15 protein-coding genes and 1 pseudogene are annotated in these 25,308 nt (G+C 71.9%); 6 read left to right on the top strand and 10 right to left on the bottom strand.

The window, feature by feature from the left end; all coding sequences use genetic code 11:
- Positions 1-21: 21 nt before the first annotated feature.
- On the top strand, positions 22-8,706 hold the full coding sequence (locus ELY19_RS10970; protein WP_126196227.1) for a non-ribosomal peptide synthetase: 8,685 nt from the start codon (positions 22-24) through the stop codon (positions 8,704-8,706).
- 99 nt (positions 8,707-8,805) lie between these two features.
- Here ELY19_RS10970 and ELY19_RS10965 read toward each other — a convergent pair whose 3' ends face one another.
- A complete protein-coding gene (locus ELY19_RS10965; protein WP_126196226.1) occupies positions 8,806-9,792 on the bottom strand; it encodes a Fe2+-enterobactin ABC transporter substrate-binding protein in 987 nt (328 codons plus the stop codon).
- A gap of 125 nt (positions 9,793-9,917) precedes the next feature.
- Here ELY19_RS10965 and ELY19_RS10960 point away from each other — a divergent pair, with 125 nt between their 5' ends.
- Positions 9,918-11,201: a hypothetical protein gene (locus tag ELY19_RS10960; protein ID WP_126196225.1), complete on the top strand. Its 1,284-nt coding sequence runs from the start codon at positions 9,918-9,920 to the stop codon at positions 11,199-11,201.
- 17 nt (positions 11,202-11,218) lie between these two features.
- On the top strand, positions 11,219-12,145 hold the full coding sequence (locus ELY19_RS10955) for an LLM class F420-dependent oxidoreductase (protein ID WP_126196224.1): 927 nt from the start codon (positions 11,219-11,221) through the stop codon (positions 12,143-12,145).
- Positions 12,146-12,232: 87 nt separating this feature from the next.
- On the opposite strand, the gene ELY19_RS10950 is transcribed toward ELY19_RS10955, so the two are convergent.
- Entirely contained in the window at positions 12,233-14,185 is a 1,953-nt protein-coding gene (locus ELY19_RS10950; RefSeq protein WP_126196223.1) for a GMC family oxidoreductase N-terminal domain-containing protein, read from the bottom strand.
- A gap of 126 nt (positions 14,186-14,311) precedes the next feature.
- On the opposite strand from ELY19_RS10950, the gene ELY19_RS10945 reads away from it, so the two are divergent.
- A complete protein-coding gene (locus ELY19_RS10945) occupies positions 14,312-15,535 on the top strand; it encodes a PucR family transcriptional regulator (protein ID WP_126196222.1) in 1,224 nt (407 codons plus the stop codon).
- Here ELY19_RS10945 and ELY19_RS10940 read toward each other — a convergent pair.
- From ELY19_RS10940 to ELY19_RS10915, 6 genes and pseudogenes are all read right to left on the bottom strand, one after another.
- Complete coding sequence (locus tag ELY19_RS10940; RefSeq protein ID WP_126196221.1) at positions 15,513-16,025, bottom strand: mycothiol transferase; 513 nt, start codon at positions 16,023-16,025, stop codon at positions 15,513-15,515. The two genes, ELY19_RS10945 and ELY19_RS10940, sit on opposite strands and share 23 nt — an antisense overlap.
- A 39-nt stretch (positions 16,026-16,064) precedes the next feature.
- Positions 16,065-16,544, bottom strand: coding sequence for a hypothetical protein (locus ELY19_RS10935; RefSeq protein ID WP_126196220.1), 480 nt, complete (start codon positions 16,542-16,544; stop codon positions 16,065-16,067).
- A gap of 138 nt (positions 16,545-16,682) precedes the next feature.
- A complete protein-coding gene (gene htpG, locus ELY19_RS10930) occupies positions 16,683-18,554 on the bottom strand; it encodes a molecular chaperone HtpG (RefSeq protein WP_232015625.1) in 1,872 nt (623 codons plus the stop codon).
- A gap of 313 nt (positions 18,555-18,867) precedes the next feature.
- Positions 18,868-19,287 carry a hypothetical protein gene (locus ELY19_RS10925; protein ID WP_126196219.1) on the bottom strand — a complete coding sequence of 140 codons (420 nt, stop codon included), beginning with the start codon at positions 19,285-19,287 and terminating at the stop codon, positions 18,868-18,870.
- Positions 19,288-19,477: 190 nt separating this feature from the next.
- A pseudogene (locus tag ELY19_RS10920) lies at positions 19,478-19,876 on the bottom strand (TCP-1/cpn60 chaperonin family protein); the annotation flags it as partial.
- A gap of 25 nt (positions 19,877-19,901) precedes the next feature.
- A complete protein-coding gene (locus tag ELY19_RS10915) occupies positions 19,902-20,639 on the bottom strand; it encodes an SDR family oxidoreductase (RefSeq protein WP_126196218.1) in 738 nt (245 codons plus the stop codon).
- 102 nt (positions 20,640-20,741) lie between these two features.
- On the opposite strand from ELY19_RS10915, the gene ELY19_RS10910 reads away from it, so the two are divergent.
- Complete coding sequence (locus tag ELY19_RS10910; protein ID WP_126196217.1) at positions 20,742-21,563, top strand: helix-turn-helix domain-containing protein; 822 nt, start codon at positions 20,742-20,744, stop codon at positions 21,561-21,563.
- Between the two features lie 161 nt (positions 21,564-21,724).
- Here the strand turns inward: ELY19_RS10910 and groL are convergent, their stop codons facing one another.
- Positions 21,725-23,347, bottom strand: a complete 1,623-nt coding sequence (gene groL / locus ELY19_RS10905; RefSeq protein WP_126196216.1) for a chaperonin GroEL — start codon at positions 23,345-23,347, stop codon at positions 21,725-21,727.
- A 254-nt stretch (positions 23,348-23,601) separates the two neighbouring features.
- Between groL and ELY19_RS10900 the strand changes: the two genes are divergently transcribed.
- Positions 23,602-24,063 carry an SRPBCC family protein gene (locus ELY19_RS10900; RefSeq protein ID WP_126196215.1) on the top strand — a complete coding sequence of 154 codons (462 nt, stop codon included), beginning with the start codon at positions 23,602-23,604 and terminating at the stop codon, positions 24,061-24,063.
- A gap of 57 nt (positions 24,064-24,120) precedes the next feature.
- Here ELY19_RS10900 and ELY19_RS10895 read toward each other — a convergent pair whose 3' ends face one another.
- On the bottom strand, positions 24,121-25,302 hold the full coding sequence (locus ELY19_RS10895) for a DUF7373 family lipoprotein (protein ID WP_126196214.1): 1,182 nt from the start codon (positions 25,300-25,302) through the stop codon (positions 24,121-24,123).
- Positions 25,303-25,308 lie beyond the last annotated feature (6 nt).

The raw sequence follows: 25,308 nt of genomic DNA, 5'->3' as shown, positions 1-25,308 counted from the left end.
CACCGCCCAGGAGCCCCCGACGTGACCCTCGCAGAGGCCGCCCCTTCCCCGGCATCGTCCGGCACCGATGCACCGGACCTGCTCCCGCTGACCGCGGCGCAGCACGGGATCTGGAACGCGCAACGGCTGGAACCGGATTCACCGTACTACGTGGTGGGCGACGTGCTGGAGATCGCCGGCGACGCTCCCGTGAACGTCGACGCGCTGCGGGCGGCGATCACGCGCACCGTCGCCGAGGCGGGCAGCCTGCGGCTACGGGTGGTGGAGACGCCGGACGGCCCACGGCAGTGGATCGACGACGGTGCCGTCCCCGCGCCGGACGTCGTCGACCTGCGGGACGAGCCGGACCCGCAGGCCGCGGCCGAGGCGGCGGTCGTCGCCGAGCGCGCCCGGCTGGCGGCGGCCTGTGCCGGGATGACCGACCGGGCCCTCTTCGCCTTCCGCATCCTGCGCCTGTCCGACACCGAGGTCTGGTACACGCAGCTCGGCCACCACCTGGTCTTCGACGGCTACTCGGCCGCGATGCTCTCGCGTCGCGTCGCGGCGCACTACACCGCCCTCGTCGCCGGCGCCGAGCCGCCGAAGTCCCCGTTCGGATCGTTCGCCGAGTTCGTGGCCGCCGATCAGGAGTACCGCGCGAGCGAGCGCCACGAGGCGGACCGCGCCTACTGGCGCGACGAGCTGACGCCCCTGCCCGAGCTGCCGGATCGCCCCGGCGTCGACGGCCCCGCGGGCGAGGTGCACGCCGCCCGGACGGAGCTGCCGCCGGAGGTCTTCGACGCCCTGCGCCGGGTCGCCGGCGAATCGGGCACCACCTGGGGCGAGGCCCTCATCGCCTGTTACGCCGCTTTCCTGCACCGCACGCTGGGCGAGTCCGACGTGGTCTTCGCGATGCCGCTCATGTGCCGCAGCGGCGGGGTCGCGCTCCGCACCCCCGCCATGGCGGTGAACGTGCTGCCACTGCGCCTGCGGGTGCACGGCGACGACCGCCTCGCGGATCTCAGCGCCCGGGTCGCCGAGACCATGCGGCGCATGCGCGCCCACCAGCGCTACCGCGGCGAGGACCTGCCGCGCGACCTGGGCGCCCCGAACGTCGGTGCGCTCCTGCACGGGCGCGGCATCAACCTCAAGGCCTTCGACCTCACGCTCGACTACGCCGGAGCCGCCGGCACCATGCGCAACGTCGCGGGCGGTCCGCCGGAGGACTACGGGCTCAGCGTGATCCCCGTGTCCGGCGCCGGGAGCGGAGCGAGCGGGCCGAATCAGACCGGCGCCGGGAGCGGAGCGAGCGGGCCGGATCAGACCGGCGCCGGGAGCGGAGCGAGCGGGCCGGTTCAGCAGGGCGGTGACGGCCTGCTCCTCGGATTCGAGGTGGACGCGCGCGCGGTGACGCGCGAGCAGGTGCAGGGCCGGCTCGATGCCGTTGTCACGCTCGTCACCGAGCTCTCGTCCCCGGCCGCGCCCGCGGTCGGCGAGGTGGAGCTGCTTCCCGCGTCCGTGCGCACGGCGCTGATCGACCGCTCGCGCACCCCCGCATCCGCGCACGCCGCGCAGGACGTGCCCGCCGCCCTCGACGCCCAGGCCCGGCGGGATCCCGCGGCCCTGGCGCTGGTGCACGGCACCGAGCGCATCACCTTCGGCGAGCTCACCGATCGCGTGCACCGCACGGCCCGGCTGCTCCGGGCCGAGGGTGCGGGCGCCGACGACGTGGTGGCCCTCGCGCTGCCCCGCGGCGTCGACCTGGTGGTCGCGATCCTCGCGGTCCTGGACGCGGGCGCCGCGTACCAGTACCTCGACCCCGCTCACCCCGTCGCCCGGCACACCGAGCTGGTCGCGGACTCGCGCCCCGTCCTTGCCCTGACCGCCACGGGTTCCGTTTCGCCCGAGGGGGTCCCGGCGATTCGACTCGACGGTCCGGAGGCCCGCGCCCGCCTGGCGGGCCTGTCCGGTTCGCCGCTGGCGGCGTCCGAGCTCGCCGCGCCCCGGCATCCGGATCACCTCGCGTACGTCATCCACACCTCCGGTTCCACCGGCCGCCCGAAGGGCGTCGCCGGGCGCGTCGGCGGGCTCACGAGCCTGCTGCGGCATCACCGCGCGACGCTGGCCGACCTGGCGACGGGCCGCGACGCCGGGCGCCGCCTGCGCTGTGCGCACACCTATTCCTTCTCCTTCGACGCCTCCCTCGACCAGCTGCTGTGGCTGCTGAGCGGCCATGCGCTGCACCTGTACTCGACGGAGACCGCGCGGGACGCCGACGCCCTGCTGGCCGCGTACCGCACCGACCGCATCGACGTGGTCGACACCACCCCGTCGATGGCGGCACCGCTCATCGACGGCGGACTCCTCGACGGCGAGCACCGCCCCGCTCTGCTCATCCTGGGCGGCGAGGCGACCGGCCCCGCGCTGTGGCGCCGTATCGCGGACACCGGCGTGCCCGCGGTGAACGTATACGGCCCCACCGAGGCCGCCGTCGACGCCACCGCCGCCGTGGTCGCCGGCGAGACGCCCGTGATCGGCCGGGCCGTCCCCGGCACCGCCGCCTACGCGCTCGACGGTGCGCTGCAACCGGTCCGGGACGGCGAGGTCGGTGAGCTCTACCTCGCCGGGCCGCACCTGGCGCGCGGCTACCTGAATCTGCCGGCTGCGACCGCCGAGCGGTTCGTCGCGGACCCGTTCGGCGAGCCCGGCTCGCGCATGTACCGCACCGGTGACCGGGTGCGCTGGCTGGGCGGCCCGGCGGGCGGCGGTTACGAGTACCTGGGCCGCGGGGACGGCCAGGTGAAGATCCGCGGCTACCGGATCGAACTGGCCGAGGTCGAGACCGCGCTGGCCGCCGTCGCCGGCGTGACGAGCGCCGCCGCGGTGGTGCGCACGGACGGCGGTCGGGACCGCCTGGTGGGCTATGTGACCGGCGCGGTGACGGCGGACGGCGTCCGGTCCGCGCTGGGCGCGGTCGTGCCCGACCACATGGTGCCGTCGGCCGTGGTCGTACTGGACGAGCTGCCGGTGACGATCAACGGCAAGCTCGACCGGGCCGCCCTTCCCGCACCCGCCGTGCAGTCCGGCGGCCGCGCCCCGCGGACCGATCGCGAGCGCCTGCTGTGCGCGGTCGTCGCGGCCGCCTTCGACGTCCCGGAGGTGAGCGTCGACGACGACTTCTTCGGTCTGGGCGGCGACAGCATCAGCGCGATCACGGTGTGCAGCGAGCTGCGGGCGGCCGGCCTCGACGTGCGACCCCGGGACTTCCTCTCCGGCAGCAGCTTCGCCACGCTGGCGGCCGGCGCCACTGAGACCGTCGCGCAGGAGGTGGGGCCCGCCGTCGCCGCCGAGGGCGCGTTCCCCGCGCCGCCGATCGTCGCCGCTCTGCTGGGCCCCGATCCGGCCGCGCGGGACATCGCCGGCTACGCCCAGTGGATCGCGCCCGAGTTGCCGGCCGGTGCCACGGCCGAGACCGTGCGCGCCGCCCTGGAGGCGGTCGTCTCCGCGCATCCCGCACTGCGGCTGCGCCTCTCGGGACCCGCGACGCTCACCGTCGAGGCCGCCGCGCCGCCGCTGGAGGTCTCCGCGGGGGCCGGTACCGTCGAGGAGACGGCGGCCGCGCTGGCCGCCGAGCTCGACCCCGCGACCGGTGTCGTGCTCCGCGGCCGGATCGTGCGCGGCCCCGGCCGCGAGGCCGGCTCCCCGGACCGGCTGGTCCTGGTGATCCATCATCTCGCCGTGGACGGCGTCTCCTGGCGCGTGCTCCTCCAGGACCTGCCGCAGGCGCACCGGGACGTGGCCGCGGGTCGAGCACCGGCGCTGCGCGCGGAGGCGACTCCCTGGCGCGCGCACGCCCTCGCGCTCGCCGAGCAGGGCGAGAACGGCACGTACCGTGGCGAACTCGACCACTGGCGCGCCGCGCTCGCCGACGCGGAGCGGCTCGGCGATCGTTTGCTCGATCCCGCGGCGGACCGGGTCGCCACCGCCGCCGTCACGTACACGCGCACGGAGGCGCCCGTCGCGCTCGCCGTCACCGAGCGGCTCGCACGCGCCTACCGCGCCAACGCGGAGGAGATCCTACTCGCGGCGCTCGCCCTGGCCCTGCGCCTGCGGCGCCGCCGCGCCGGCTGCGCACCGCGGTCCACCGCTACGGTCACCGTCGAAGGCCACGGGCGCGAGCAGGTGCTGCCGGCCGCCGACCTGGCGCGGACCGTCGGCTGGTTCACCGTGGAACACCCGGTCGGCCTGCCCGTCCCGGTCGAGGACGACGAACTCGACGACGCCCTCGCGGGCGGCGGCGCGGCCGGGCGGCTCGTCCGCGCCGTGAAGGAGGCCCGGCGCGGGGTGCCCGGTCGCGGTATCGGCTACGGCGTGCTCCGGCATCTCGATCCCGAGGCCGGTCCGCTGGGCGCGGCACCCGACGTGGTGTTCAACTACCTCGGCCGGTTCGCCACTCCCGACGACGGCTGGCGGCTTCCCGGCGACACCCCCTTCGCCGTGCTCGACCCCGCCGCCAAGGCGCTCGAGCAGGTCCTCGCGATCAACTGTTTCGACGGCGCCGACGGGCTCACCGTCGAGTGGACCGCCGCGAGCGGTGTCCTGGACGCCGCCGCAGTGGTCGAACTGCAGGAGTGCTGGTCCGAGGCCCTGGCCGCGCTCGCCGCGCACGCCGAGCGGATCGGGCCCGACGGTGGCGGCCTCACCCCGTCGGACCTGCCGCTCGTGACGCTCGACCAGGCCGACATCGACCTGTTGGAACGGGACGGGCCGATCGCCGACGTTCTCCCGGCCACGGCGCTGCAGGTGGGTCTGGCGTACCAGTCGCAGTTGCTGGCCGACGGCGAACCGGACGTCTACGTCGTCCAGGCCGCCACCCACCTCGACGGGCCGGTGGACCCGGAGCGGATGGCTGCGGCCGCCGCGGAACTGCTGCGCCGGGTGCCGTCGTTGCGCACGCGGCTCGGTTACACCGCGTCGTCGGACGTGGTGCAGGTGGTCCCGCTGTCGGTCCGCCCGGACTTCACCTACGTCGACCTCACGGACCGCGCCGATCCGGCGGCGGCGTTCACGGAGATCGCCGCGGCCGAGCAGGCGCGCCGGTTCGATCCGTCGACGGCACCGCTCATCCGGTTCCTCCTGTGCCGCACCGGGACCGACGCGCATCGCCTGGCGCTGACCAACCATCACTCGCTGCTCGACGGCTGGTCCATGCCGATCGCCGGCCGCACGCTGCTCGCGATCTACGCCGAACTGGGCGGCGGCCCCGTCGCGCCGGCCTCCGCGCCGCTCGACGGGTACTACCGGTGGCGCGCCGGCCGCGACGTCCCCGCCGCACGTGCGGCGTGGGGGGAGGAGCTGGCCGGCCTGGAGGCGCCGACGCTGCTGGCGCCCACCGGTTCCGGCGCCGCCGATGCCGCGCCCGAGCGCATCCTGGTGGAGCTCGACGACGACCTGACGCACGGTCTCGCGGAGCTGGCGCGCGCCCGCGGAGTCACCCTGACGAGCGTGCTGCACACCGCGTGGGGCCTGCTGCTGGGCCGCCTCACGGGGCGCCGCGACGTGGTCTTCGGCTGCCCCGTCTCCGGCCGCCCGGTGGAGGTGCCCGATGTGGGAACGATGGTGGGCCAGCTCGGCGAGACCATCGCGGTCCGGGTCCGGGCAACGCCCGGGCAACCCGTGGGCGAGGTCCTGGCGGACGTGCACCGCCGCGCGCTGGCCCTCTCCGACCACCATCACCTCGGCCTGGTCGAGATCACCCGCGCCGCCGGACTGGGCGAGCTCTTCGACACCATGGTGGTCACGGAGAACTTCCCGCTCTCCGACCGGCACGTGCAGCCGATCGAGCCCGGGCTCGACCTCACCGGGGTCGACATCACCGACGCCACGCACTACCCGCTCACCGTGGTGGTCCTGCCCGGCGAGCGTCTGACGCTGGGCCTGGGGTACCGCACGGACGTGCTCTCCGAGCGGACCGTTCGGGCGTACGGACGGTGGCTCACCGCGGTGCTGCGCGCCGTCGTCGCGGCGCCCGACACCCCGGTCGGCGCCATCGGCACCCTGCCCGCCGAGGAGCGGGCGGCGATGCTGGCCCTGGGCGACGTGCCCCTGCGCGGGCGGTACGGGCCGCTGCTCGAGGAGTTCGGCGCGCACGTGGCCGCGTCCCCCGGCCACCCCGCCGTCGTGTGCGGGGACCGTCAGCTGACCTACCGGGAGCTCGACGAGGCCGCGAACCGCCTCGCGCATCGTCTCCTCGCCGACGGGGTGCGACAGCAGGACGTGGTGGCGGTCTTCGCCGAGCGCGGTCTGCCCTGGTACGTCGCGGTCTTCGGCGTCCTCAAGGCGGGCGCGGTGTACCTGCCGCTCGACCCGTCGTACCCCGCGGCGCGCCTGCGGTTCCTGCTCGAGGACGCGGCACCGTCGGCAGTGCTGACCTGCGGCGACGTCCCCGAATCGGCCACCGCCTCCGTGCCCGACACGATGCCGGTGCGCGCCGTGGACCCGTGGGACACCGCGGGCGACGCCACCGACCCCGTGCACGCGCGGGCGAGCCTCACCCCGGACGCGCTGGCCTACATCATCTACACCTCGGGCACGACCGGCCGGCCGAAGGGCGTCGCGGTGAGCCACCGCGGCCTGCCCGACCTCATGGCCTTCGTGGTGGAGGTCCTGGGCTTCCGGCCCGACGAACGTGTGCTGCAGACGGGTTCGCCCAGTTTCGACATCTCGGTGCTCCAGGTCCTGGGGCCGCTCATGGCGGGCGCGACCTCCGTGGTCGCGCCGGACGCGGTGCGCGTCCCCGGCGACGAGCTGCTGGAGTACATCGAGCGCCACCGGGTCTCGGTGATCAACCTGCTGCCCTCGTTCCTCGCGGCGATGCCCGACCACGCCGAGGTGGACCCGTCGGTCGTGTTCATGGTGGGTGCCGAGCGGCTCGACCCGGAGCTCGCGGACCACTGGGGCCGGGGCCGGCGCGCGCTGTTCAACTGCTACGGCCCGACGGAGGCGACGATCAACGCCGTCACCTGGCGGTACGAGCCCGACGACCCGGGCCCGTTGCCGATCGGCCGGCCCGACCCGAATCTGCCCTGCTACGTGCTCGACGAGGGCCTCAATCCGGTGGGCACGGGCGTGCTCGGCGAGCTGTACCTCGCGGGCGACTCGCTCGCCCAGGGCTACCTGCACCGGCCCGACCTCACGGCAGCGACCTTCGTGGCGAATCCCTTCGGGGAGCCCGGTTCCCGGATGTACCGCACGGGCGACCTGGTCGCGTGGCGGGAGGACGGCACGCTCTCGTTCCACGGGCGCGCCGACCACCAGGTGAAGATCCGCGGCCTGCGCATCGAGCTGGGCGAGATCGAGACCGCTCTGGCGCGGCAGCCCGGCGTGCGCGCCGCGGCCGTGCTGGTGCGCGACGACCGGCTCGTCGGCTACCTCGTGCGCAACGACGGTGCGCAGCCCGATCCGGAGGCGATCCGGAGCGCGCTCGGCGCGGAACTGCCCGCGCACATGGTGCCGGCCGCGTACGTCGTGCTGGACCGGCTCCCCCTGGGCCCCACGGGGAAACTGGACCGGGAGGCTCTGCCGGCGCCCGCCGCCCGCGCCGATGCCGGCGACGACCGCGCGCCGGCCACCACGGCGGAGGAGGTGGTGCTGGCGGTGTTCCGGGAGCTGCTCGGCGAGGAGGTGCGCCTGTCGGACGACTTCACGGAGCTGGGCGGCGACTCGCTGGTCTCCCTGCAGGTGGTCTCCCGGGCACGGCGCCGCGGCGTCGAGCTCAGCGCCCGGGACGTCCTGGAGGGCCGCTCGATCGCCGGGATCGCGGCGCGCGCGGTGGTGTCCGCGGCCCGGGAGGCCCCGTCGGGCAGCGACTTCGAGCAGTTCCTCGACATCCTGCGGCTCGCCGGGACGGAGAACCCGGACGTGTTCGCCGGGCGTCACCCGGCGAAGGTCGGCGTGCACACCTTCGGCGGCCAGATCCTGGCGCAGGCGATCGTGGCCGCGGGCGCGACGCTGCCCGAGACCGGCGCGGCCCTGCCGCTGCACGCCGCGCACACCCATTTCGTCGAACTCGGCACGGTCACCGAGGATCTCACCTACCGGGTGGCGCGCCTGCGGGACGGCCGGACAGCGGCGAACCGGCAGGTCACCGTCGAACAGGGCGGGCGGATCCTCGCGGTCATGACGCTCGCCTACCAGGCGGACGCGCCCGCCCCGCTGGAGCACGCCGACACCGCCCCCGAGGCGGGCGATCCGCATGCCCTGCCCACGATGGCGGAGCGCTTCGCCGGACACGAGGCGCGGTTGCGCGCCCTCGTGGAGGCGTCGCACCCGATCGACATGCGGTTCGCCTCGGACCCGGTGTGGGTGCGGCGGGGGTCCGAGGACGCCGAGAGCCGGGGCAGGGTGTGGATGCGCACCGACGGCACCCTGCCGGACGATCAGGTCCTGCACGACGCCGCGCTGGCCTGGGCCTCCGATCTGACGGTGCAGGACCCGATCATCGCCCGGCACGGCTTGTCCTGGGGCTACGACCGGGTCGGCGCCGCGACGCTGAACCAGTCGCTGTGGTTCCACCGGCACACCCGGTTCGACGCGTTCCACCTGTTGGTCGTGGACTCCCCCGTCGCGCGCGGCGGTCGGGGCCTCACGACCGGGCACTTCTACGCCGATGGCGAGCTCGTCGCCACGGTGACGCAGGAGGCGATGGTCCAGGTCCTGCCGGACTGACGCCGCGCGGGGCGCGCGACGGTGCGCGCCCCGCACGGACTTCGACGACGACAGCCGCGGCCGGAGTGATCCGGGCCGCGGCTGTCGTGGTGTGAGTGACTACTTCTTGAACATCTTCTCCACGACGTCGAGCGTGGCGATGGCCTTGTCGAAGTCGGGGCGCTGCACCCAGTAGGGCAGGTCGAACGCCCGGTTCGCGGTGAAGGCCGGAAGCGACGCGTAGACGGGCTGCGAGCGCAGCGAATTCGCGTCGAAGGTCTGCCCGCTGAAGCCGACGATGAAGACCGACGGCTGCGTGACCGTGCTGGGCAGCTGCTCCGGCGTGATCTCGTAGGAGTCACCGCCGGCGGTGTACGGCTTGAACTTGCCGCTCGCGAAGATCGGGGCGGGCTCGATGCCCAGCTTGGCGAACTCGGCGGGGACGCCGCGGTTCTCGATCAGGCCGTAGGCCTTGCCCTGCGCGGTCATCGAGAGGAAGGCCACGGGTCCGGGCGGCGGCGTGATGTTCGCCTTCACCTGCGCGACCCGCTCGTCGTACTTCTTCACGGCGTCCTGGTACACCTGCGGCTGGTCGAACGCCTTGGCCAGGAACTCGAACTGCTGGTTCCAGCTCTCCAGCTTGTTGTCGACCACGAGCGTCGGGGCGATCGCCTTGAGCCGGTCGTACGCGTCGCCGGTCTGCTTGAACGGGAACCCGAGCCCGCCGCCGACGATGAGGTCGGGCTTCTCCGCCGCGATCGCCTCGATGTTGTAGCCGCCGGCCGGCCAGTGCATGAACTTCGTTCCCGCCTTGGTGAAGTCGTCCTTCCACGCGTCGAAGGGCTGAGCCTTGGCGGGGTCACGATCGGTGTACTCGGTGACCATCGAGACCACGGGCAGGCCGAGGTCGTACAGGTAGCCGGCGAGGTTGTAGTTCAGCAGCACGACGCGCTTCGGCTTGACCGGAATGGTCACGTCGCCCTTCACCGTGCTGACGGTGCGCGTCGCGGACGCCTCGGTGCCGGAATCGGTCGAGCCGCCACCACACCCGGCGACCAGCCCGACGGCGCACAGGAGGGCGATGAGGTATCGCACGTGCTTGGCCATGAAGTAGCCCTTTCTCATAACAATTAGGACAGGCTTATCAAAACATATGGAAGCGCGGGTTCGGCACCCCACCCCGGTCGAACATGAGGTTAGGGTAACCAAATATTCATCGGTACGGTAGTGCCATGAACCGCGCAGACATCCCCTCCCCGGCCCGCACGGTCTCGCGCACCGTCGCACTCGCCGTCACCGGCCTCGTCCTGATCCTGTTCACGGCTGCGGTGCTGCTGTCCCAGGTCTTCGCCGCGATCTCGGCGGCGGCGGTGTTCACGCCCGGGTGGCGGGCCGTCGGCACCGTCGGTGCACTGGTCACGGGCACCGAACCGGCGCCCGTCGACGTCGCGACGGGCAGCGACCTCGCGTGGGCGTGGCAGTTCCACGCCGGCACGCTCGTCCTCGGCGCGGCCGGCGGCCTGCTGTGGGGCGCGCTCGCCGTCCGGGCCGGCGAACGCGGCGCGGCGGGCGTGGACCGCGCCGCCCGGGTGCTGCGCGTGATCGCGTGCGCCGTGCTGGCGGTCGCGATGCTGCTCTACGGGCTGGCGAAGGTGGTCCCCGCGCAGATGGGACACATGAACCTGCCCGCCCACCAGCTGCGAGCCATCGGCGACACCGAGCCCTTCTCGCTGCTCTGGGGCTACATGGCCGCATCCACGCCGTACACCGTGGTCACCGGCGCGATCGAACTCACCGCCGGACTGCTGCTGATCGCGCCCCGCACCCGCCTCGCCGGCGCCCTGCTGTCCGTCGTCGCGCTGACGCAGATCGTGCTGCTCAACCTGTTCTACGACGTCCCGGTGAAGCTGCTCGCCGCCGAACTCCTCGTGATCGCCGTGGTGCTGGTGTTCCCGCACCGCCGGGAGCTCCTGCGCGCCGTGCTGCCCGCCGCGCCGTCGACCGCGCGGCGCACCGGAACGGTGGCCGCCGCCGTCCTCGCCGTGGTCCTGATCGCCGCCACCGTCGCCGGAAACCTGGCGCGGGTCGACACCATGAACACCCCGCGTGACCCGCGCGACGGGGTCTGGCGGGCCACGACGCTCACGATCGACGGTGCGCCCGCCCTCGCCACCGGCGGCGCGGGCCCCGTCTGGACGTCGATCGCGATCACGCTGCGCGGCACCGCGGACCGTCCGGCGAAGGGCTCGGCGCAGGACAGCCTCGTCACGCAGACCCCCGACGGCGCCGTCACCGCCTGGGGCCTGCGGGCCGAGGGCGACACGTTCACGGTGCGCCGGGGTGCGGGTGCGGCACCCGTCGAGCTGCAGGTCACGACGGTGCCCGAGGGCCTGCGGGTGGCCGGCACCGTCGACGGGCACCGGCTCGACGCGCGGTACCAGCGGCGGGCCCTGGAACGCCGCGGCGGCATCCGATTCGTGCAGGCCCCCTTCGATCGCACACGTCCCCGGCTCTAGTGGCACAGTGGTCTTCCATGGAGCTACGCATCTTCGTCGAACCCCAGCAGGGAGCCACCTACGCCGACCAGCTCGCCGTCGCACGGACCGCGGAGGCCGCCGGATTCGGGGCCTTCTTCCGGTCGGACCACTACGTGGCGATGAACGTCGACGGGGCGCCCGGCCCCACGGACTCGTGGATCACGCTCGGCGCGATCGGCCGCGAGACCTCCACCATCCGCCTCGGCACGCTGGTCACGTCCGCGACGTTCCGGTTCCCCGGCCCGCTCGCCATCTCGGTCGCGCAGGTCGACGAGATGTCGGGCGGGCGCGTGGAACTCGGGCTGGGCGCCGGCTGGTTCGAGGAGGAGCACGCCGCCTACGCCATCCCGTTCCCCGACGTGAAGGAGCGCTTCGCCCGCTTCGAGGAGACCCTCGAGATCGTCACCGGACTGTGGGAGGCTCAGGGCACCTACACCTTCCGCGGCGAGCACTTCTCCCTGATCGACTCCCCCGCGCTGCCCAAGCCGACGCAGAAGCACGTGCCCATCGTGCTGGGCGGTGCCGGCAAGAAGCGCAGCGCCGCCCTCGCCGCGCGATTCGCCGACGAGTACAACACGCCCTTCGTTCCGGTGGAGGAGGCCGCCGCGGTCTGGGGCCGGATCGACGCCGCGGCCGTCGCCGCGGGCCGCGACCCGCAGTCGATCGTCAAGTCGGCCGCGCAGGTCGTGTGCGGCGGGCTCGACGACGCGACCGTCGCGCGACGGGCCGCGACCATCGGCCGCCAGCTGCCCGAGCTGCGCGAGAACGGACTCGCCGGATCCGCCGGAGAGATCGTCGACAAGCTCGGCACCTTCGCCGAGGCCGGGGCCTCGCGGGTGTACCTGCAGGTGCTCGACCAGAGCGACCTCGACCACGTCGAGTGGATCGGCGCCGAGGTGCTGCCGCAGGTCGCCGACCTCTGACCGAGTCACCACAGAAACCGACCCTCAGCTCGGTCCCGCGGAAGTATCTCCGCCGAGGACGAGCTGAGGGCCGGTTCGGTACACGGGTCAGGCGCCGGCGGCCAGGAGGTTGGTCGCGGTGCGGCGCGCCAACGCCATGGTGGTGATCATGGGGTTGACGCCGGAGCAGGTGGGCATGCCGCTGGCGTCCGCGATCCACACGCCGCGGGTGTCGTGCAGCTCGCCCGAGGGACCGGCCACCGAGGTGGCGGGATCCGCGCCGAGCGGGGCGCTGCACATCTGGTGGGCGCTGAACACCGGGGTGCCGCCGGGGCCGATCGGGATCTCGTTCACCTGCGCGATGTACGCCTCCAGGTCGTCCCCGCGGTTCCACGGCGCGAAGCGCTGCCCCGCCACGTAGATCCGTCGCGCCCCGGCGGCCTCCTGCATCCGGATCGAGGCGGCGATGCCCTCGCGGAAGTGCCTGCGATCCAGCTCGTCGTCGAACGGGTACGCGTGCACGGCCTCGCCGTTCTCGTCGATCGTCACCGAGCCGACGCCGCGGTCCTTGACCAGCACCACCCAGTCGGCGCGGTTGCGGTACTGCGCGGCGAGCTCCTTGTGCGCGGCGCCACCCAGCCACGGCACGATGCTCGTGAACAGGCCCGGCAGGTGCTGCACGCACTCCACGAGGAACCCGTAGCCCGCATCGGCGTCGGCGAACTCGGTCATCACGCCCGCCATGGCGGGGCCGTGCCACGGGTCCTGCGGCTCGTCGTAGACGCCGCTGACCAGCGTGGCGGGATGCAAGCGCAGCGTTCTTCCGACAGCCGGGCCGCCGATGCCCGAACGGAGCAGCAGGGCGGGCGATTCCAGGCTGCCGGCGGACACGACGACGGTGGGGGCGTCGATCCGCACCGCGGTCCGGGCGCCGGTCTCCGGGTCGGTGTACGTCGCCTCGACGCCCGTGGCGGCGCCACCCTCGGTGGTGATCCGCTGCACGCGGGTGTTCGGCAGCAGTCGCGCGCCCGCGTCCGAGGCGTCCTGCAGGAAGGTGCGCAGGGTGCCGTTCTTCGCGCCCGTCTGGTCCCCCATACCGCTGTAGGCGCTGCGGACCGGGTCGAACCGGTCGGGGTTCACGTTGAGGTCCACCTTGGTGTAGGTGTAGCCGAGCCCGGCGGCACCGTCGGACAGCCGCTCGTGCGGTCCGTTCTGGAGCGCCACGTCCTGGTTGCAGCCCATCCGGGCGAAGATCGCGTCCAGGTGCTCGTCGAACTCGGGGCCGAGGGCGTCGTGCAGGCCCGCGGCGGCCCACTCCTTGCGGACGGTCTCGGGCGTCTTCAGCGAGTTGGACCAGTTCACGGTGCTACCGCCGCCGACGGTGCCGCCCGCTGCGAGCATGACCATTCCGTCCGAGGAGGGGAAGAAGCCGCCGCGCAGGAACAGCGTCTGATAGGCGAACAGCTCGTTCTGCACGAAATCCGCTTCGTTGCGGTAACTCCCGCCCTCGACCACGATGACCTTCTTGCCCGCCTCCGCGAGGAGCGCGGCGGACACACCGCCGCCGCTGCCACTGCCGACGATCACGACATCGGCGGTGAGGGTCCCGCCCGCGGGGGTGATCGTGGCGAGGGTCTTGGGTGACGCGGGCGGCGCCGACACCGGCCCGGGGTAGCCCATGCCCGCCCACAGCGGGTTGCGGCCCTGCTCGTCCATGAGGCCGTACGCGATCATCGTGGCGAGCTGGCACAGGCTGCTGAGCGCCAGGGCCGCCTCGTCGCCCGACGCAGCCAGCCCGGCGACGATCGCCTCGCGCGCCTCCTGGGTCCCGTCCGTGACGCCCGCGGCGTCGGCGGCGCCGAGCAGACCGGCCAGGCCCGCGAGCTGCTCGTCGGACATGTGACCGAGCAGGTACTCCTCCACGGCGGCGTCGACCATCAGGTCGCTGCCCTTGACCGCCCAGAAGCCGGACGGATCGTCGTCGCGGGGCACGGACGCGACGAACGTGTCGACGAGGGCGGTGAGTGCGGCGCGCGGACGGGGGTCGAAGGCGAAGGCCATCTCGGTACTCCTGATCTCCGGAGGTTTGTTCGGGAGTTCCAATACTGGCTGTGATGTAGGTCATATTCTTGGTGCCATGTGCAAGGTTCTCGCCGACGTTTGTCCGATGGAACAAGGGGTGCCGTGGTGTCGGGGCTGACGGCGCCGGCCCGGGCGTGGCTGACGGAGTTCGCACGGGCGGCGGAGAACGAGCAGGCCCTGGACGCGATGGTGGCCGAGGTCGACGACGCGATCGTCGCGGCACTGCCGGAGATGGACGAGCCGCTGCTGCGCGCCGAATTGGATGCGAGCACCCGCGCCCACTGGCGCGGCGTGCTCGGCAACGCCACGCGCGACACCGTCACGGTGCGCCCCGGCGAGGAGACGCACGACCTCGCCCGGACGATGGCGCGCCGCGGCCTCGAGCTCCGCGTGCTCCTCGCGGTGTACCGCGTGGGGCAGAGCGCGGCGTGGCGGCTGTTCACCGCGACCGCCACGGCGGAGATCCCCGATGCGGAGGTGCGCTCGGAGGTGCTCCTGCACTTCTGGCCGCGCACCACGCAGTGGCTCGACGCCTCCATCGAGCAGATGATCGGTACCTTCGTCGCCGAGCGGGAGCAGTGGCAGCGCGGCGCCCTGGCCCGGCAGACCGCGACCGTCGACGCGGTGCTCGCGGGCCAGGAGGTCGACCCGGCTGAGGCGACCACCGCGCTGAACTACCCCGTCGCTCCGGTACACACCGCATACACGCTGTGGGTCGACGAGGCCGTCGCCGACGCCGACGTCCAGCGGCTCCTCGAACGCGCCGCCGGAGCCGTGCACCGGGCGGTGCGGGGCGAACACCGCCTGGCACAACGCATCGGGACACGGTCGCTGCGCTGCTGGAGCACGGGATCGGCCGTCCCCGACGGGCTCGACCTTCCTCCGACGGTGCGCTGCGCGCTCGGGACCGCGCATCCCGGCGTCGACGGCTTCCGGCGGAGCCACGAGGAGTCCGCGGCCGCACTGATCGTCGCGCGGCGAACCGGCCGGGCCTGCGTGGCCTACCGGGACGTCGAGCTCGCCTGCCTGGCCCACGGCATCGCCGGACCCGAGGCGCCGTCGACGCTGGTGGAACGTGAGCTGGGCGCGCTGGCCGACGACACCGCGACCGCCGCGCGGCTCCGCGAGACGGCGCTCGCCTACCTCGGAGCGGGGTGCGATGCGCGCGCAGCGGGCGCGGCCCTGCTGCTGCACCCCAACACCGTGCGCTACCGGATCCGGCAGGTCGAGCAGGTGATCGGGCATTCGCTCGACGAGCGGCGCGTCTACGTCGAGCTCGCGCTGCACTCGGTGCGCGCCTTCGGCGTCAGCCCTGCAGCGCACCCTTGAGATAGGCGGCGGCGCCGAGGTGCTGGGCGCAGTCGTCGACGATGCTGACCAGCCGCACGGCGACGGTGACCGGCGGGTCCCACGCCTCGTCGATCACCCGGGCGAGCTCGTCCGGGGTGACGGTCGCGAGGTAGCGGGTCGCCATCGCGTCGACATCGCGGAAGTAGCCGATCAGCAGCGCATCGCTGCCGTGCACCTTCGCCGCATCGGCCCGGCTGTGCCCGTATCCGGTGGACTCCGGCGGCAGGTCGAGGCCGAAGCGGCCGTACCAGTCGTTCGCGGTCCAGACCTCCTCGACGCCGGCGATCGGCGCGAGCTGCGCGTCGATCACCCGCGCACTGTGCCAGACCAGCCACGCGATCGTGTTGGCGTCCGGCACGATCCGTCGATTCGCGATGTCCGGGTCGAGGCCCCCGGTGACGTCCTCCGCGTGCTCGCGGATCCGGGCGAACGAGTCGGTGAGCAGGTCCCGTGCAACGTCTGCGTCCATGTCTGCGACGGTACGCCGATTCCGGGGCGAGCAGGCCGACTAGGAACCCACGAGAAGCAGAAGGCAGAAGCCCACGATGAGGAGCAGGAGACCCAAACAGACCGCCAGAATCACGATCTGCGCGACTTTGAAGCCGTTGACCGGCGGCGGAGGCGGCGGAGTGAAGCTGAACCGGCCCGGCGTGCCGGTACCATTCGGCGCGGCGTAGAAGACGGTGACGGTCTGGCCCGGAGCCACCCGGAGCGGGATGCTCGCGGTGCCGAACTGCGTGTTGAACACCGCACTGCCCGGGCTGCCCCCGAAGGCGCTGTAGGCACCCAACTGCACGCTGAGCACGCGGTCGCCCGGCGTGACGGGAAGGATGCTCTCGCCCCAGTTCGACATCCGGGCGACGCTGTCGACGAAGGCGTTCACGGTCACGTATGTCTCGTACTTGATGAACGCGTTCGCCGAGTCACCCGGCATGCAGATCAGGCGGATCCATCCCTGCGCAGGCACTGCTGACAACGCCACATCCACTCCTTCGCCCTCGGCACCGTTCGGTGCGATGAGAACTGCGATGAGAACACGGTGACGCGTAGCCCTTTCGCGGCGCTTACCGCGCGCTGAACGCCGCCGCGCCCGACGGGGACGTGGCGCGGCGGCGTGCCCTGCGGATCAGCCCAGGGAGCGGCCCAGCTGGCGGGCGAGGACGGCGGCGAAGGCGGCGGGGTCGGCGACGGCACCGCCCTCCGCGAGCAGGGCGGTGCCGTAGAGGATCTCGGCGGCGTCCTTGAGCTCCGCGTCCTCGGCCGGCGCCTCCGCGGCGGCGACGCGGTCACGGAGGGACTTCACGAGGTCGTTCTCCGGATTCAGCTCCAGCGTGCGCCGCGTGCGCGGCACCTCCTGGCCGCTGGCCCGGTACATCTGCTCCAACTGCGGCGTGAGGTCGAACTCGCCGCCGACCAGGCAGGCGGCCGACGTCGTGAGGCGCGACGTCAGACGAACGCCCGCGACGTCGTCGGAGAGCACCTCCGCGAGCCAGTCGGTGAGCGGCTCGAAGCCCTCCACCTCCGGCGTTTCGTCACCGAGGTCGGCCTCGCCCTTCGCCACGGAGACGAACCGCTTACCGTCGAACTCGGCGCCCGGCGTCCACAGCTCATCGACCTGGTCGGTGAGCAGCAGGACCTCGAAGCCCTTGGCGGTGAACGCCTCCAGGTGCGGCGAGGCCTCCAACCGTGCCCGGGAATCGCCGGTCGCGTAGTAGATCACGTCCTGCCCCTCGGGCATGCGGGCGACGTACTCCGCGAGACCGGTGGTGCCGGTCTCGCTGAACGTCGACTCGAACGACGATGCCTTGAGCAGGGTTTCGCGGTTCTCCTGATCGTCGAGCAGGCCCTCCTTGAAGACCGCACCGAAGGCGGACCAGAAGGTGTCGTACTTCTCCCGTTCGTTCTCGCGCAGCGCCGCGACCGTCTGCAGGACCCGCTTGACGAGGCGCTTGCGGATCATCACCAGATGCCGGTCGTTCTGCAGGATCTCGCGGGAGACGTTGAGCGACAGGTCCTGCGCGTCGACGACGCCCGCGACGAACCGGAGGTACGGGGGCAGCAGCGCCTCGCAATGATCCATGATGAAGACGCGCTTGACGTACAGCGCGGGGCCCGACTTGGTGTTGCGGTAGAACATGTCGAACGGCGGCATCGTCGGGATGAACAGCAGCGCCTGGTACTCGAACGTGCCCTCCGCGCGGACGGAGATCGTCTCCAGCGGCTCGTCGAAGGCGTGGCTCACGTGACGGTAGAAGTCGGCGTACTCCTCGTCGGAGACCTCCTCCTTCGGCCGCGCCCACAGCGCCTGCATGGAGTTCAGGGTCTCGGGCTCCTTCGCCTCGGCGCCGTCGTCCTCGGCATCGCCGGAATCGGCGGCCTGGGCGGGAATCAGGCGGATGGGGAAGGCGATGAAGTCGCTGTAGCGCCGCACGACCGAGCGCAGCACGTGCTCGGACGTGTAGTCGTGCAGGCTCTCGTCGCCGTCGGCGGCGCGCAGGTGGAGTGTGATCGTCGTGCCGTGCTGTGCGGGGACGTCGTCGCCGGTGAGGTCGGTGACGGTGTACGTGCCGTGGCCCTCGGACTCCCAGCGCGTGGCGGTGTCCTCGCCCGCCTTGCGGGTCACCAGGGTCACGCGGTCGGCGACCATGAACGCCGAGTAGAAACCGATGCCGAACTGGCCGATGAGTTCCGCGGAGGCGCCCTGCTCCTTGGCCTGCTTCGCCGCCTCCAGCTTGCGCTTGAGCTCGCCGGTGCCGGACTTGGCGAGGGTGCCGATGAGGTCGACGACGTCCGCGCGGCTCATGCCGATGCCGTTGTCGGCGATCGTCAGCGTGCGGGCCTCGGGGTCGGTGCGCAGCTCGATGTGCAGGTCGGACGCGTCGGCGTCCAGGTCCTTGTCCTGATACGCCTCCAGCCGCAACTTGTCGAGCGCATCGGAGGCGTTGGAGATCAGCTCGCGCAGGAAGACGTCCTTTTCCGAGTACACGGAGTGGATCATCAGCGACAGCAGCTGATCGGTCTCGGCCTGGAACTGGAGGGTCTCTGCGGTCACGTCGTCGCCTTTCTCTTCTTCACTGACGGTGCCTGCCGTAGATTCTGCCAACCCGACGGTGCGCCTCTGCTCCCGGTCCTCCGCTCCGCGGCGACTCGCCGGCATCTCCGGATGCCGCTGGCCGCCCGCCTGCAACGGCGACCGCGGTACCGGGTCACGGGGCCATGGCCGCGCGGGACGCCGCGGTCGAGTCCATGCGGACGGAGTTCCTCGCCTCCGTCCGCCGCGATGCGTTCCAGCCCGGCACGGACTGATCCGTTCAGATTTCGAACCGGTACTCCGTAGTCGGCTTGTGCCAGATCATCTTCCCTCGCTCGTCGTGCAACTCGCTGTAGCCGCGGCCCACGAACAACTTCTTGCCGTACACGTCGACCACGTAGGTCTGTGGCCCGTACTTCACGTCGTCGTACCGGAAGGGCAGGGGTTTGACGTTGAGCGCTGTGATCATGTGATCGTCGGGTGGGAAGACCCCGTTCTGCCGGCAGATCACGAACTTCTCGTCGGCGGTCTCCGCGATCACCGTGGCGGTCGTCGTCGCAGGGTCGCAGGAGGGACCTCCGACGAACCCGTGCTCGGTGACCTCGCTCGCCGCTGCCGGGGCGGCGGTGACCGCCCCGGCGCCGAGCGCCACTACGGCGGCCGCGATCGCGGCCCGTGCTACCACTGCGTTCCGATTCATGCTCTGCCTCCGTCCGTGTGCGGGTCGCACCGGCGGCTTCAGTGCAGTCGTTCGTGCCCGGAGTATCGATGCACCGCCGAGGTCCGTTACGCGACCCGTGCGCATTCCGAAACCGGCCTCCAAGTGAGTGACGCGGTGACCATTTCGTCATGGCCCAGCAGCAGGCCGGTTTCGGAACGGGAAGGAGGACTCAGAAGTCCATGCCGCCGATGCCGCCGGTCGGATCGACCGGGGCACCGGCCTTCTCCGGCTTGTCGGCGACGACGGCCTCGTTGGCGAGGAACAGGGCCGCGATCGAGGCTGCGTTCTGCAGCGCCGAGCGGGTGACCTTCACCGGGTCGTTGATGCCGGCGGCCAGCAGGTCCTCGTACACACCGGTGGCGGCGTTGAGGCCGGTGCCGGCGGGCGAGTTGCGGACCTTCTCGGCGACGACGCCGGGCTCGAGGCCGGCGTTGACGGCGATCTGCTTGACCGGGGCGTCGAGCGCGACCTTGACGATGTTCGCGCCGGTGGCCTTGGCGTTGCGGACGGCGTCCTCGATGCGGTGCTCGCGCTCCTTGAGCTCGACCTCGGTCGCGGCACCGGCCTTACCGGCCCCTCACTACCGCTCGCGCTCAGCCCTGCACCGTCGGCAGCACGATCATCGACGCGACGTTGACCCCGGCGGGCAGAGCCGCACCCCAGACCACCGCGTCGCCGATCGCGGACGCGGGGATCGGCGGGTTTTCGACGGCGTACTGCCGTAGTGCCGCGGCGGCATCCGGATCGGTGACGCCAGCGCCGAGCTCGGACTCGACCATGCCGGGCTCGATGAGCCGGACGCGAACGCCGCGGGGGCCGAACTCCTCCCGCAGATGGCGCGTCAGGTGCGCCACCGCCGCCTTCGTCGCGTTGTAGACCGAGTACCCCGGTAGCACGATGTGCGCGCCGATGGATCCGATGAGGACGAGGTCTGCCGGCCCGGCCTCGGCGGCGGCGATGAGGTCATTGATCGTCGCTCGGGCCGTGGTGAGCAAGCCGGTGATGTTCGTCGCCACCATCCGATCCCAGTCGCCGGCGTCCGCGGTGTCGAAGGCTGCGGGCAACATCGTGCCGGCATTGGCGACGACGAGGTCGAACCTTCCGACGCGTTCACGGAGATCCGCCACCGCGGCACCGAAGCTCGCACGGTCGGTGACATCGGTAGCGGCGTACGCCGCGCCGGTCGCGGCGGCCAGGTCGGCGAGGCGGTCGGGGCGTCGGCCGATCAGCGCGGTTCGCGCGCCCGCCGCGGCCAGGGCCGCGGCTGTAGCGGCGCCGATACCGCTGCCGGCTCCGGTGATGAGTGCAGTGCGATCAGTCAAAGAGGTCATGTCCGTGACCGTGCCCCGGCCTCGCCGGGCGTGACAGGCCGTGCGGCTGCGGGGTAGTCGCGCTACCTGGCTGGAACCGGCCGAATGGGTAGCGTGAGGCCGGTGGACGAGAACCTGCTCGGCGACTTCCTGCGTGCGCGGCGTGCGCGCGTCGACCCGGCGACGCTGGGGTTGCGCACCATGGGCGTGCGCCGCACTCCCGGTCTGCGTCGCGAGGAGGTCGCCGCACAGGCGGGGATCAGCGTCGAGTACCTCGTACGCCTCGAGCGCGGGCGCGATCGGAGGCCCTCGCCGGCGGTGGTCGCCGCGCTCGCCGAGGTCCTTCAGCTCGACGCCGACGGTGCCGCTCACCTGGCGCAGCTGGCCGAACTCCCCGACGGCCGGGGCGGCGAGGTGGTCGATGAGATGTCGGGTGTCGTACGCCGCCTGCTCGACTCCTGGCCGAACCCGACCATCGTGACCAACTCGCTGCTGGACCTGATCGGCACCAATGCGGCGGGCGAGGAGTTGCACCGCGGCATCGGTCTCCGCGTCGGCGACAACATGGTGCGCTCGCTGTTCCTCGACCCGCGGTCGAGAGAGGTCTTCCTCGATTACGAGACGGTGACCCGGGAGTCCGTCGGCAATCTGCGAGCGCTGTCCGGTCCGAACCCGTCGAATCCTCGACTGATGGCGCTCGTCGGCGAACTCTCGGTGCGGAGTGAACACTTCGCCAGACTATGGGGCGACGGAGAAGTGCAGGCGAAGACGAACGGCAGCAAGGTGATCGCGCACCCGGAGTTGGGCGTGGTGGAACTCGAGTGGTCCACGCTGGAGGTCGCCGCCGCCCCGGGGCAGCTGATCGTCGCCTATCAGGCGCAGGAGGGCACCGCGTCGGAACGCACCCTGGCCGCCCTTGTCACCCGAGTCGCCCGCTCCTCGTAGCTGCGGCGACGAAGGCCTTTTCGAAAGTCGGGTTCTCGGGCCACCGCGGCGATATTTCGGCGGCGATACCCCCGCAGAACCCGACTTTCGAAAACGGGAAGGGCCCGGCACCGTCACAACGACGATGCCGGGCCCTGCGTTCCCTAGCCGAGTGGCAGGACTTAGAAGTCCATGCCGCCCATGCCGCCGGTCGGATCGACCGGGGCACCGGCCTTCTCCGGCTTGTCGGCGACGACGGCCTCGGTGGTGAGGAACAGGGCCGCGATCGAGGCTGCGTTCTGCAGCGCCGAGCGGGTGACCTTCACCGGGTCGTTGATGCCGGCGGCCAGCAGGTCCTCGTACACACCGGTGGCGGCGTTGAGGCCGGTGCCGGCGGGCGAGTTGCGGACCTTCTCGGCGACGACGCCGGGCTCGAGGCCGGCGTTGACGGCGATCTGCTTGACCGGGGCGTCGAGCGCGACCTTGACGATGTTCGCGCCGGTGGCCTCGTCGCCCTCGAGAGCCAGGCTCTCGAAGACGGCACCCGACTGCGCGAGAGCAGCGCCACCACCGGCGACGATGCCCTCCTCGACGGCGGCCTTGGCGTTGCGGACGGCGTCCTCGATGCGGTGCTTGCGCTCCTTGAGCTCGACCTCGGTCGCGGCACCGGCCTTGATGACGGCGACGCCGCCGGCCAGCTTCGCGAGGCGCTCCTGCAGCTTCTCCCGGTCGTAGTCCGAGTCGCTGTTCTCGATCTCGGCGCGGATCTGCGAGACGCGGCCCTCGATCTGCTCCTTGGAGCCGGCACCGTCGACGATGGTGGTCTCGTCCTTGGTCACGACGACCTGGCGCGCCTGGCCCAGGACCTCGAGGCCGGCGGTGTCGAGCGACAGACCGATCTCCTCGGAGATGACCTGGCCGCCGGTGAGGATCGCCATGTCCTGCAGCATCGCCTTGCGGCGGTCGCCGAAGCCGGGGGCCTTGATGGCGACCGACTTGAAGGTGCCGCGGATCTTGTTGACGATGAGCGTCGACAGGGCCTCGCCCTCGACGTCCTCGGCGATGATCGCGAGCGGCTTGCCGGCCTGGATGACCTTCTCCAGCAGCGGCAGCAGGTCCTTGACGGTCGAGATCTTGCCCGAGACGAGCAGCACGTACGCGTCCTCGAGCACGGCCTCCTGACGCTCGGCGTCGGTGGCGAAGTAGCCCGAGATGAAGCCCTTGTCGAAGCGCATGCCCTCGGTGAGCTCCAGCTGGAGACCGAAGGTGTTGCTCTCCTCGACGGTGATGACGCCTTCCTTGCCGACCTTGTCCATGGCCTCGGCGATGAGCTCACCGATGGCGGGGTCGCCGGCCGAGATGCCCGCGGTAGCAGCGATCTGCTCCTTGGTCTCGACCTCCTTGGCGGCCTTCAGCAGGTGCTCGGAGACGGCGTCGACGGCCTTCTCGATGCCCCGCTTGAGGCCCAGCGGGTTCGCACCCGCGGCCACGTTGCGCAGGCCCTCGCGCACGAGCGCCTGGGCCAGAACGGTGGCGGTGGTGGTGCCGTCGCCCGCGACGTCGTCGGTCTTCTTGGCGACCTCCTTGACGAGCTCGGCGCCGATCTTCTCGTAGGGATCCTCGAGCTCGATCTCCTTGGCGATGGAAACACCGTCGTTGGTGATCGTGGGGGCGCCCCACTTCTTCTCCAGCACGACGTTGCGGCCCTTGGGGCCGAGCGTCACCTTGACGGCGTCGGCGAGGGCGTTCAGGCCCCGCTCGAGGCCGCGGCGGGCCTCTTCGTCGAACGCGATGATCTTGGCCATTGCGAAGTGATTCCTCCAGATAGGGGCCGGTTCGGCCCGTACTTTGGACACGTCTTCTAGGTCGATTCGATGCCCGCGACGGACGACCCGGCGTGTCACCTGCGCGGGTTGCGCACAGGGCCCGGTCTCACCTCTTCGACCTAGCACTCACGTAATCCGAGTGCTAAGTCGTTTCTAGCACTCGGCAGGGGCGAGTGCAAGGTCGTTCGCCGCTGGCTGCACGAACCTTTCCTACCCCTGGGTAGGATCCGGTCATGGCAACCCCCGTTCTGGAGTCGAGCGTCGTGATCGACGCGCCCGTGGAGAAGGTCTGGTCGGTCGTGTCCGACCTCGAGGCGATGGGCCGTCGCAGCCCACAGTGCAAGAAGGTGTTCGTGTTCGGCGGCCCGATCAAGCAGGGCACCCGCATGCTGAACATCAACCGTCAGGGCTGGAAGGTCTGGCCCACCAACACCCAGGTCACCGAGTTCACGCCGAACGAGCGCATCGCGTTCCGCGTCGCGGAGAACCACACCGTGTGGAGCTTCACCCTGGTGCCCGACGGCGACAAGACCACCGTCGTCGAGCGCCGCGAGGCGGCCGGCGGCAAGACCACCGCCGTGAGCAGCGTGCTCGTGGGTGCACTCCTCGGTGGCAACGAGGACTTCGAGCGCGGCCTGCTGGTCGGCATGAAGCAGACCCTCTCGCACATCAAGACAGAGGCCGAGTCGAAGTAGCCTCCCGACACGTCAAGGGGCGCACCCGCCGGGTGCGCCCCTTCGTCGTCTGCGGAGTCAGCCGTTGTTCTTGAGGATCAGGTAGGCCGCTCCGATGCCCTGGACCGCCTTCTGCCGCTGCGAGGTGACGACCTCCGCGACGTACCGGCCGACGGCGACCGAGCACCAGGTGAGCTTCGACGTGGCTCCCTCGTAGACGGGGAAGGTCAGGCACGTCGCGCCCGGCGCGCCCGTGACCTTCTCCTCCTCGAAGGCGGGGAAGGCCTTGCGGGTCTCGTCGCTGAACTCGCTCATCACGTGCTGCGCACCCTGCGCGTCCTTGGCCCGGTAGACGGTGTTGCCGCCGCTGCCGACCACGTCGACGCCGGCATCGGCGAAGGTCTTCACCGAGCGGGAGACGTCGGTCTGCCGCAGCACCGCGGACCGCGCGGGCAGCGCGAACCCGCCCTCACCCTTCTCCGGTGCGAGGGTCAGCCGCGCGACCCCCTCGGCGTCGCGCTGCAGCGTGCTCACCTTGTCCAGTGGCGTCGGCCGGAAACCATCGAGCGCCTTGGTCTGCCGGTCGAAATAGGTTCGGATCTGCTCGACGGTGAAGTCGCCGTACACGCCGATCACGTACTGCTTGTACGCGAGAAAGGCGATCGTCGGCCGACCCGCGGTCTCGTAGTCGACCGTGTAGGCGACGGCACCGTCGTAGCCCGGGATCCTCGTCTCCACCTTGGGCCGCCCCGCCTTTCCGGAGGAGTCCTTGTCGGCGGCACGCAGCGCCGGGCCGACGGTCGCTGCCGCATCGCCCGCGTTCGCCATCCGCAGGACGGCGACCTTCGAGCCCCGCTGCCTCTTCTTCGGGTCGTACTTCGTACCCTGCTGGGTGTCGCCCGCCCCCACCGCGACCCAGACCTCGGGCTTCGCGCCCACCGCGTCGGCGACCGCCTGTCCGAACAGGTTCTTCACGCCGAGCTGGATCGATTCCCGCGAGCCGGTGGTCACGTCGCCGCGGAAATGCATCGACGGGTCGATCTCGTGGATGTAGGGCACGACCTCCGCCATCCGGTAGCCCTCGAGCGCCTCCCCGTCGCCCTGGCTCGTCGGACCGATGGTCCGGGGCGTGGTCGCGAACGAGCCGGTCTCCGGCTTCGGCACGCCCGACGGATCGGCGACGGGAGTGCCCGCCACCGTCGACGAGCATCCCGCCAGGAGCACGGACGCCGCCGCGAGCGCCACCAGAGACTTCCTCATGACCAT

It is taken from the genome of Tsukamurella paurometabola (assembly GCF_900631615.1).
In the GTDB taxonomy this organism is placed as follows: Bacteria; Actinomycetota; Actinomycetes; order Mycobacteriales; family Mycobacteriaceae; genus Tsukamurella; species Tsukamurella paurometabola_A.
Note: the sequence above shows the minus strand (reverse complement) of the source record. Positions and strands in the feature narration are given on the sequence as shown.

What these genes read in the sequence shown, in the direction of transcription:
- ELY19_RS10960 (WP_126196225.1), top strand. Translation starts at nt 9,918, where the DNA reads ATGAACCGCGCAGACATCCCCTCCCCGGCCCGCACGGTCTCGCGCACC.
- ELY19_RS10940 (WP_126196221.1), bottom strand. Translation starts at nt 16,025, where the DNA reads ATGGACGCAGACGTTGCACGGGACCTGCTCACCGACTCGTTCGCCCGG.
- htpG (WP_232015625.1), bottom strand. Translation starts at nt 18,554, where the DNA reads ATGATCCACTCCGTGTACTCGGAAAAGGACGTCTTCCTGCGCGAGCTG.
- ELY19_RS10900 (WP_126196215.1), top strand. Translation starts at nt 23,602, where the DNA reads ATGGCAACCCCCGTTCTGGAGTCGAGCGTCGTGATCGACGCGCCCGTG.
- ELY19_RS10965 (WP_126196226.1), bottom strand. Translation starts at nt 9,792, where the DNA reads ATGGCCAAGCACGTGCGATACCTCATCGCCCTCCTGTGCGCCGTCGGG.
- groL (WP_126196216.1), bottom strand. Translation starts at nt 23,347, where the DNA reads ATGGCCAAGATCATCGCGTTCGACGAAGAGGCCCGCCGCGGCCTCGAG.
- ELY19_RS10950 (WP_126196223.1), bottom strand. Translation starts at nt 14,185, where the DNA reads ATGGCCTTCGCCTTCGACCCCCGTCCGCGCGCCGCACTCACCGCCCTC.
- ELY19_RS10955 (WP_126196224.1), top strand. Translation starts at nt 11,219, where the DNA reads ATGGAGCTACGCATCTTCGTCGAACCCCAGCAGGGAGCCACCTACGCC.
- ELY19_RS10915 (WP_126196218.1), bottom strand. Translation starts at nt 20,639, where the DNA reads ATGACCTCTTTGACTGATCGCACTGCACTCATCACCGGAGCCGGCAGC.
- ELY19_RS10925 (WP_126196219.1), bottom strand. Translation starts at nt 19,287, where the DNA reads ATGAATCGGAACGCAGTGGTAGCACGGGCCGCGATCGCGGCCGCCGTA.
- ELY19_RS10895 (WP_126196214.1), bottom strand. Translation starts at nt 25,302, where the DNA reads ATGAGGAAGTCTCTGGTGGCGCTCGCGGCGGCGTCCGTGCTCCTGGCG.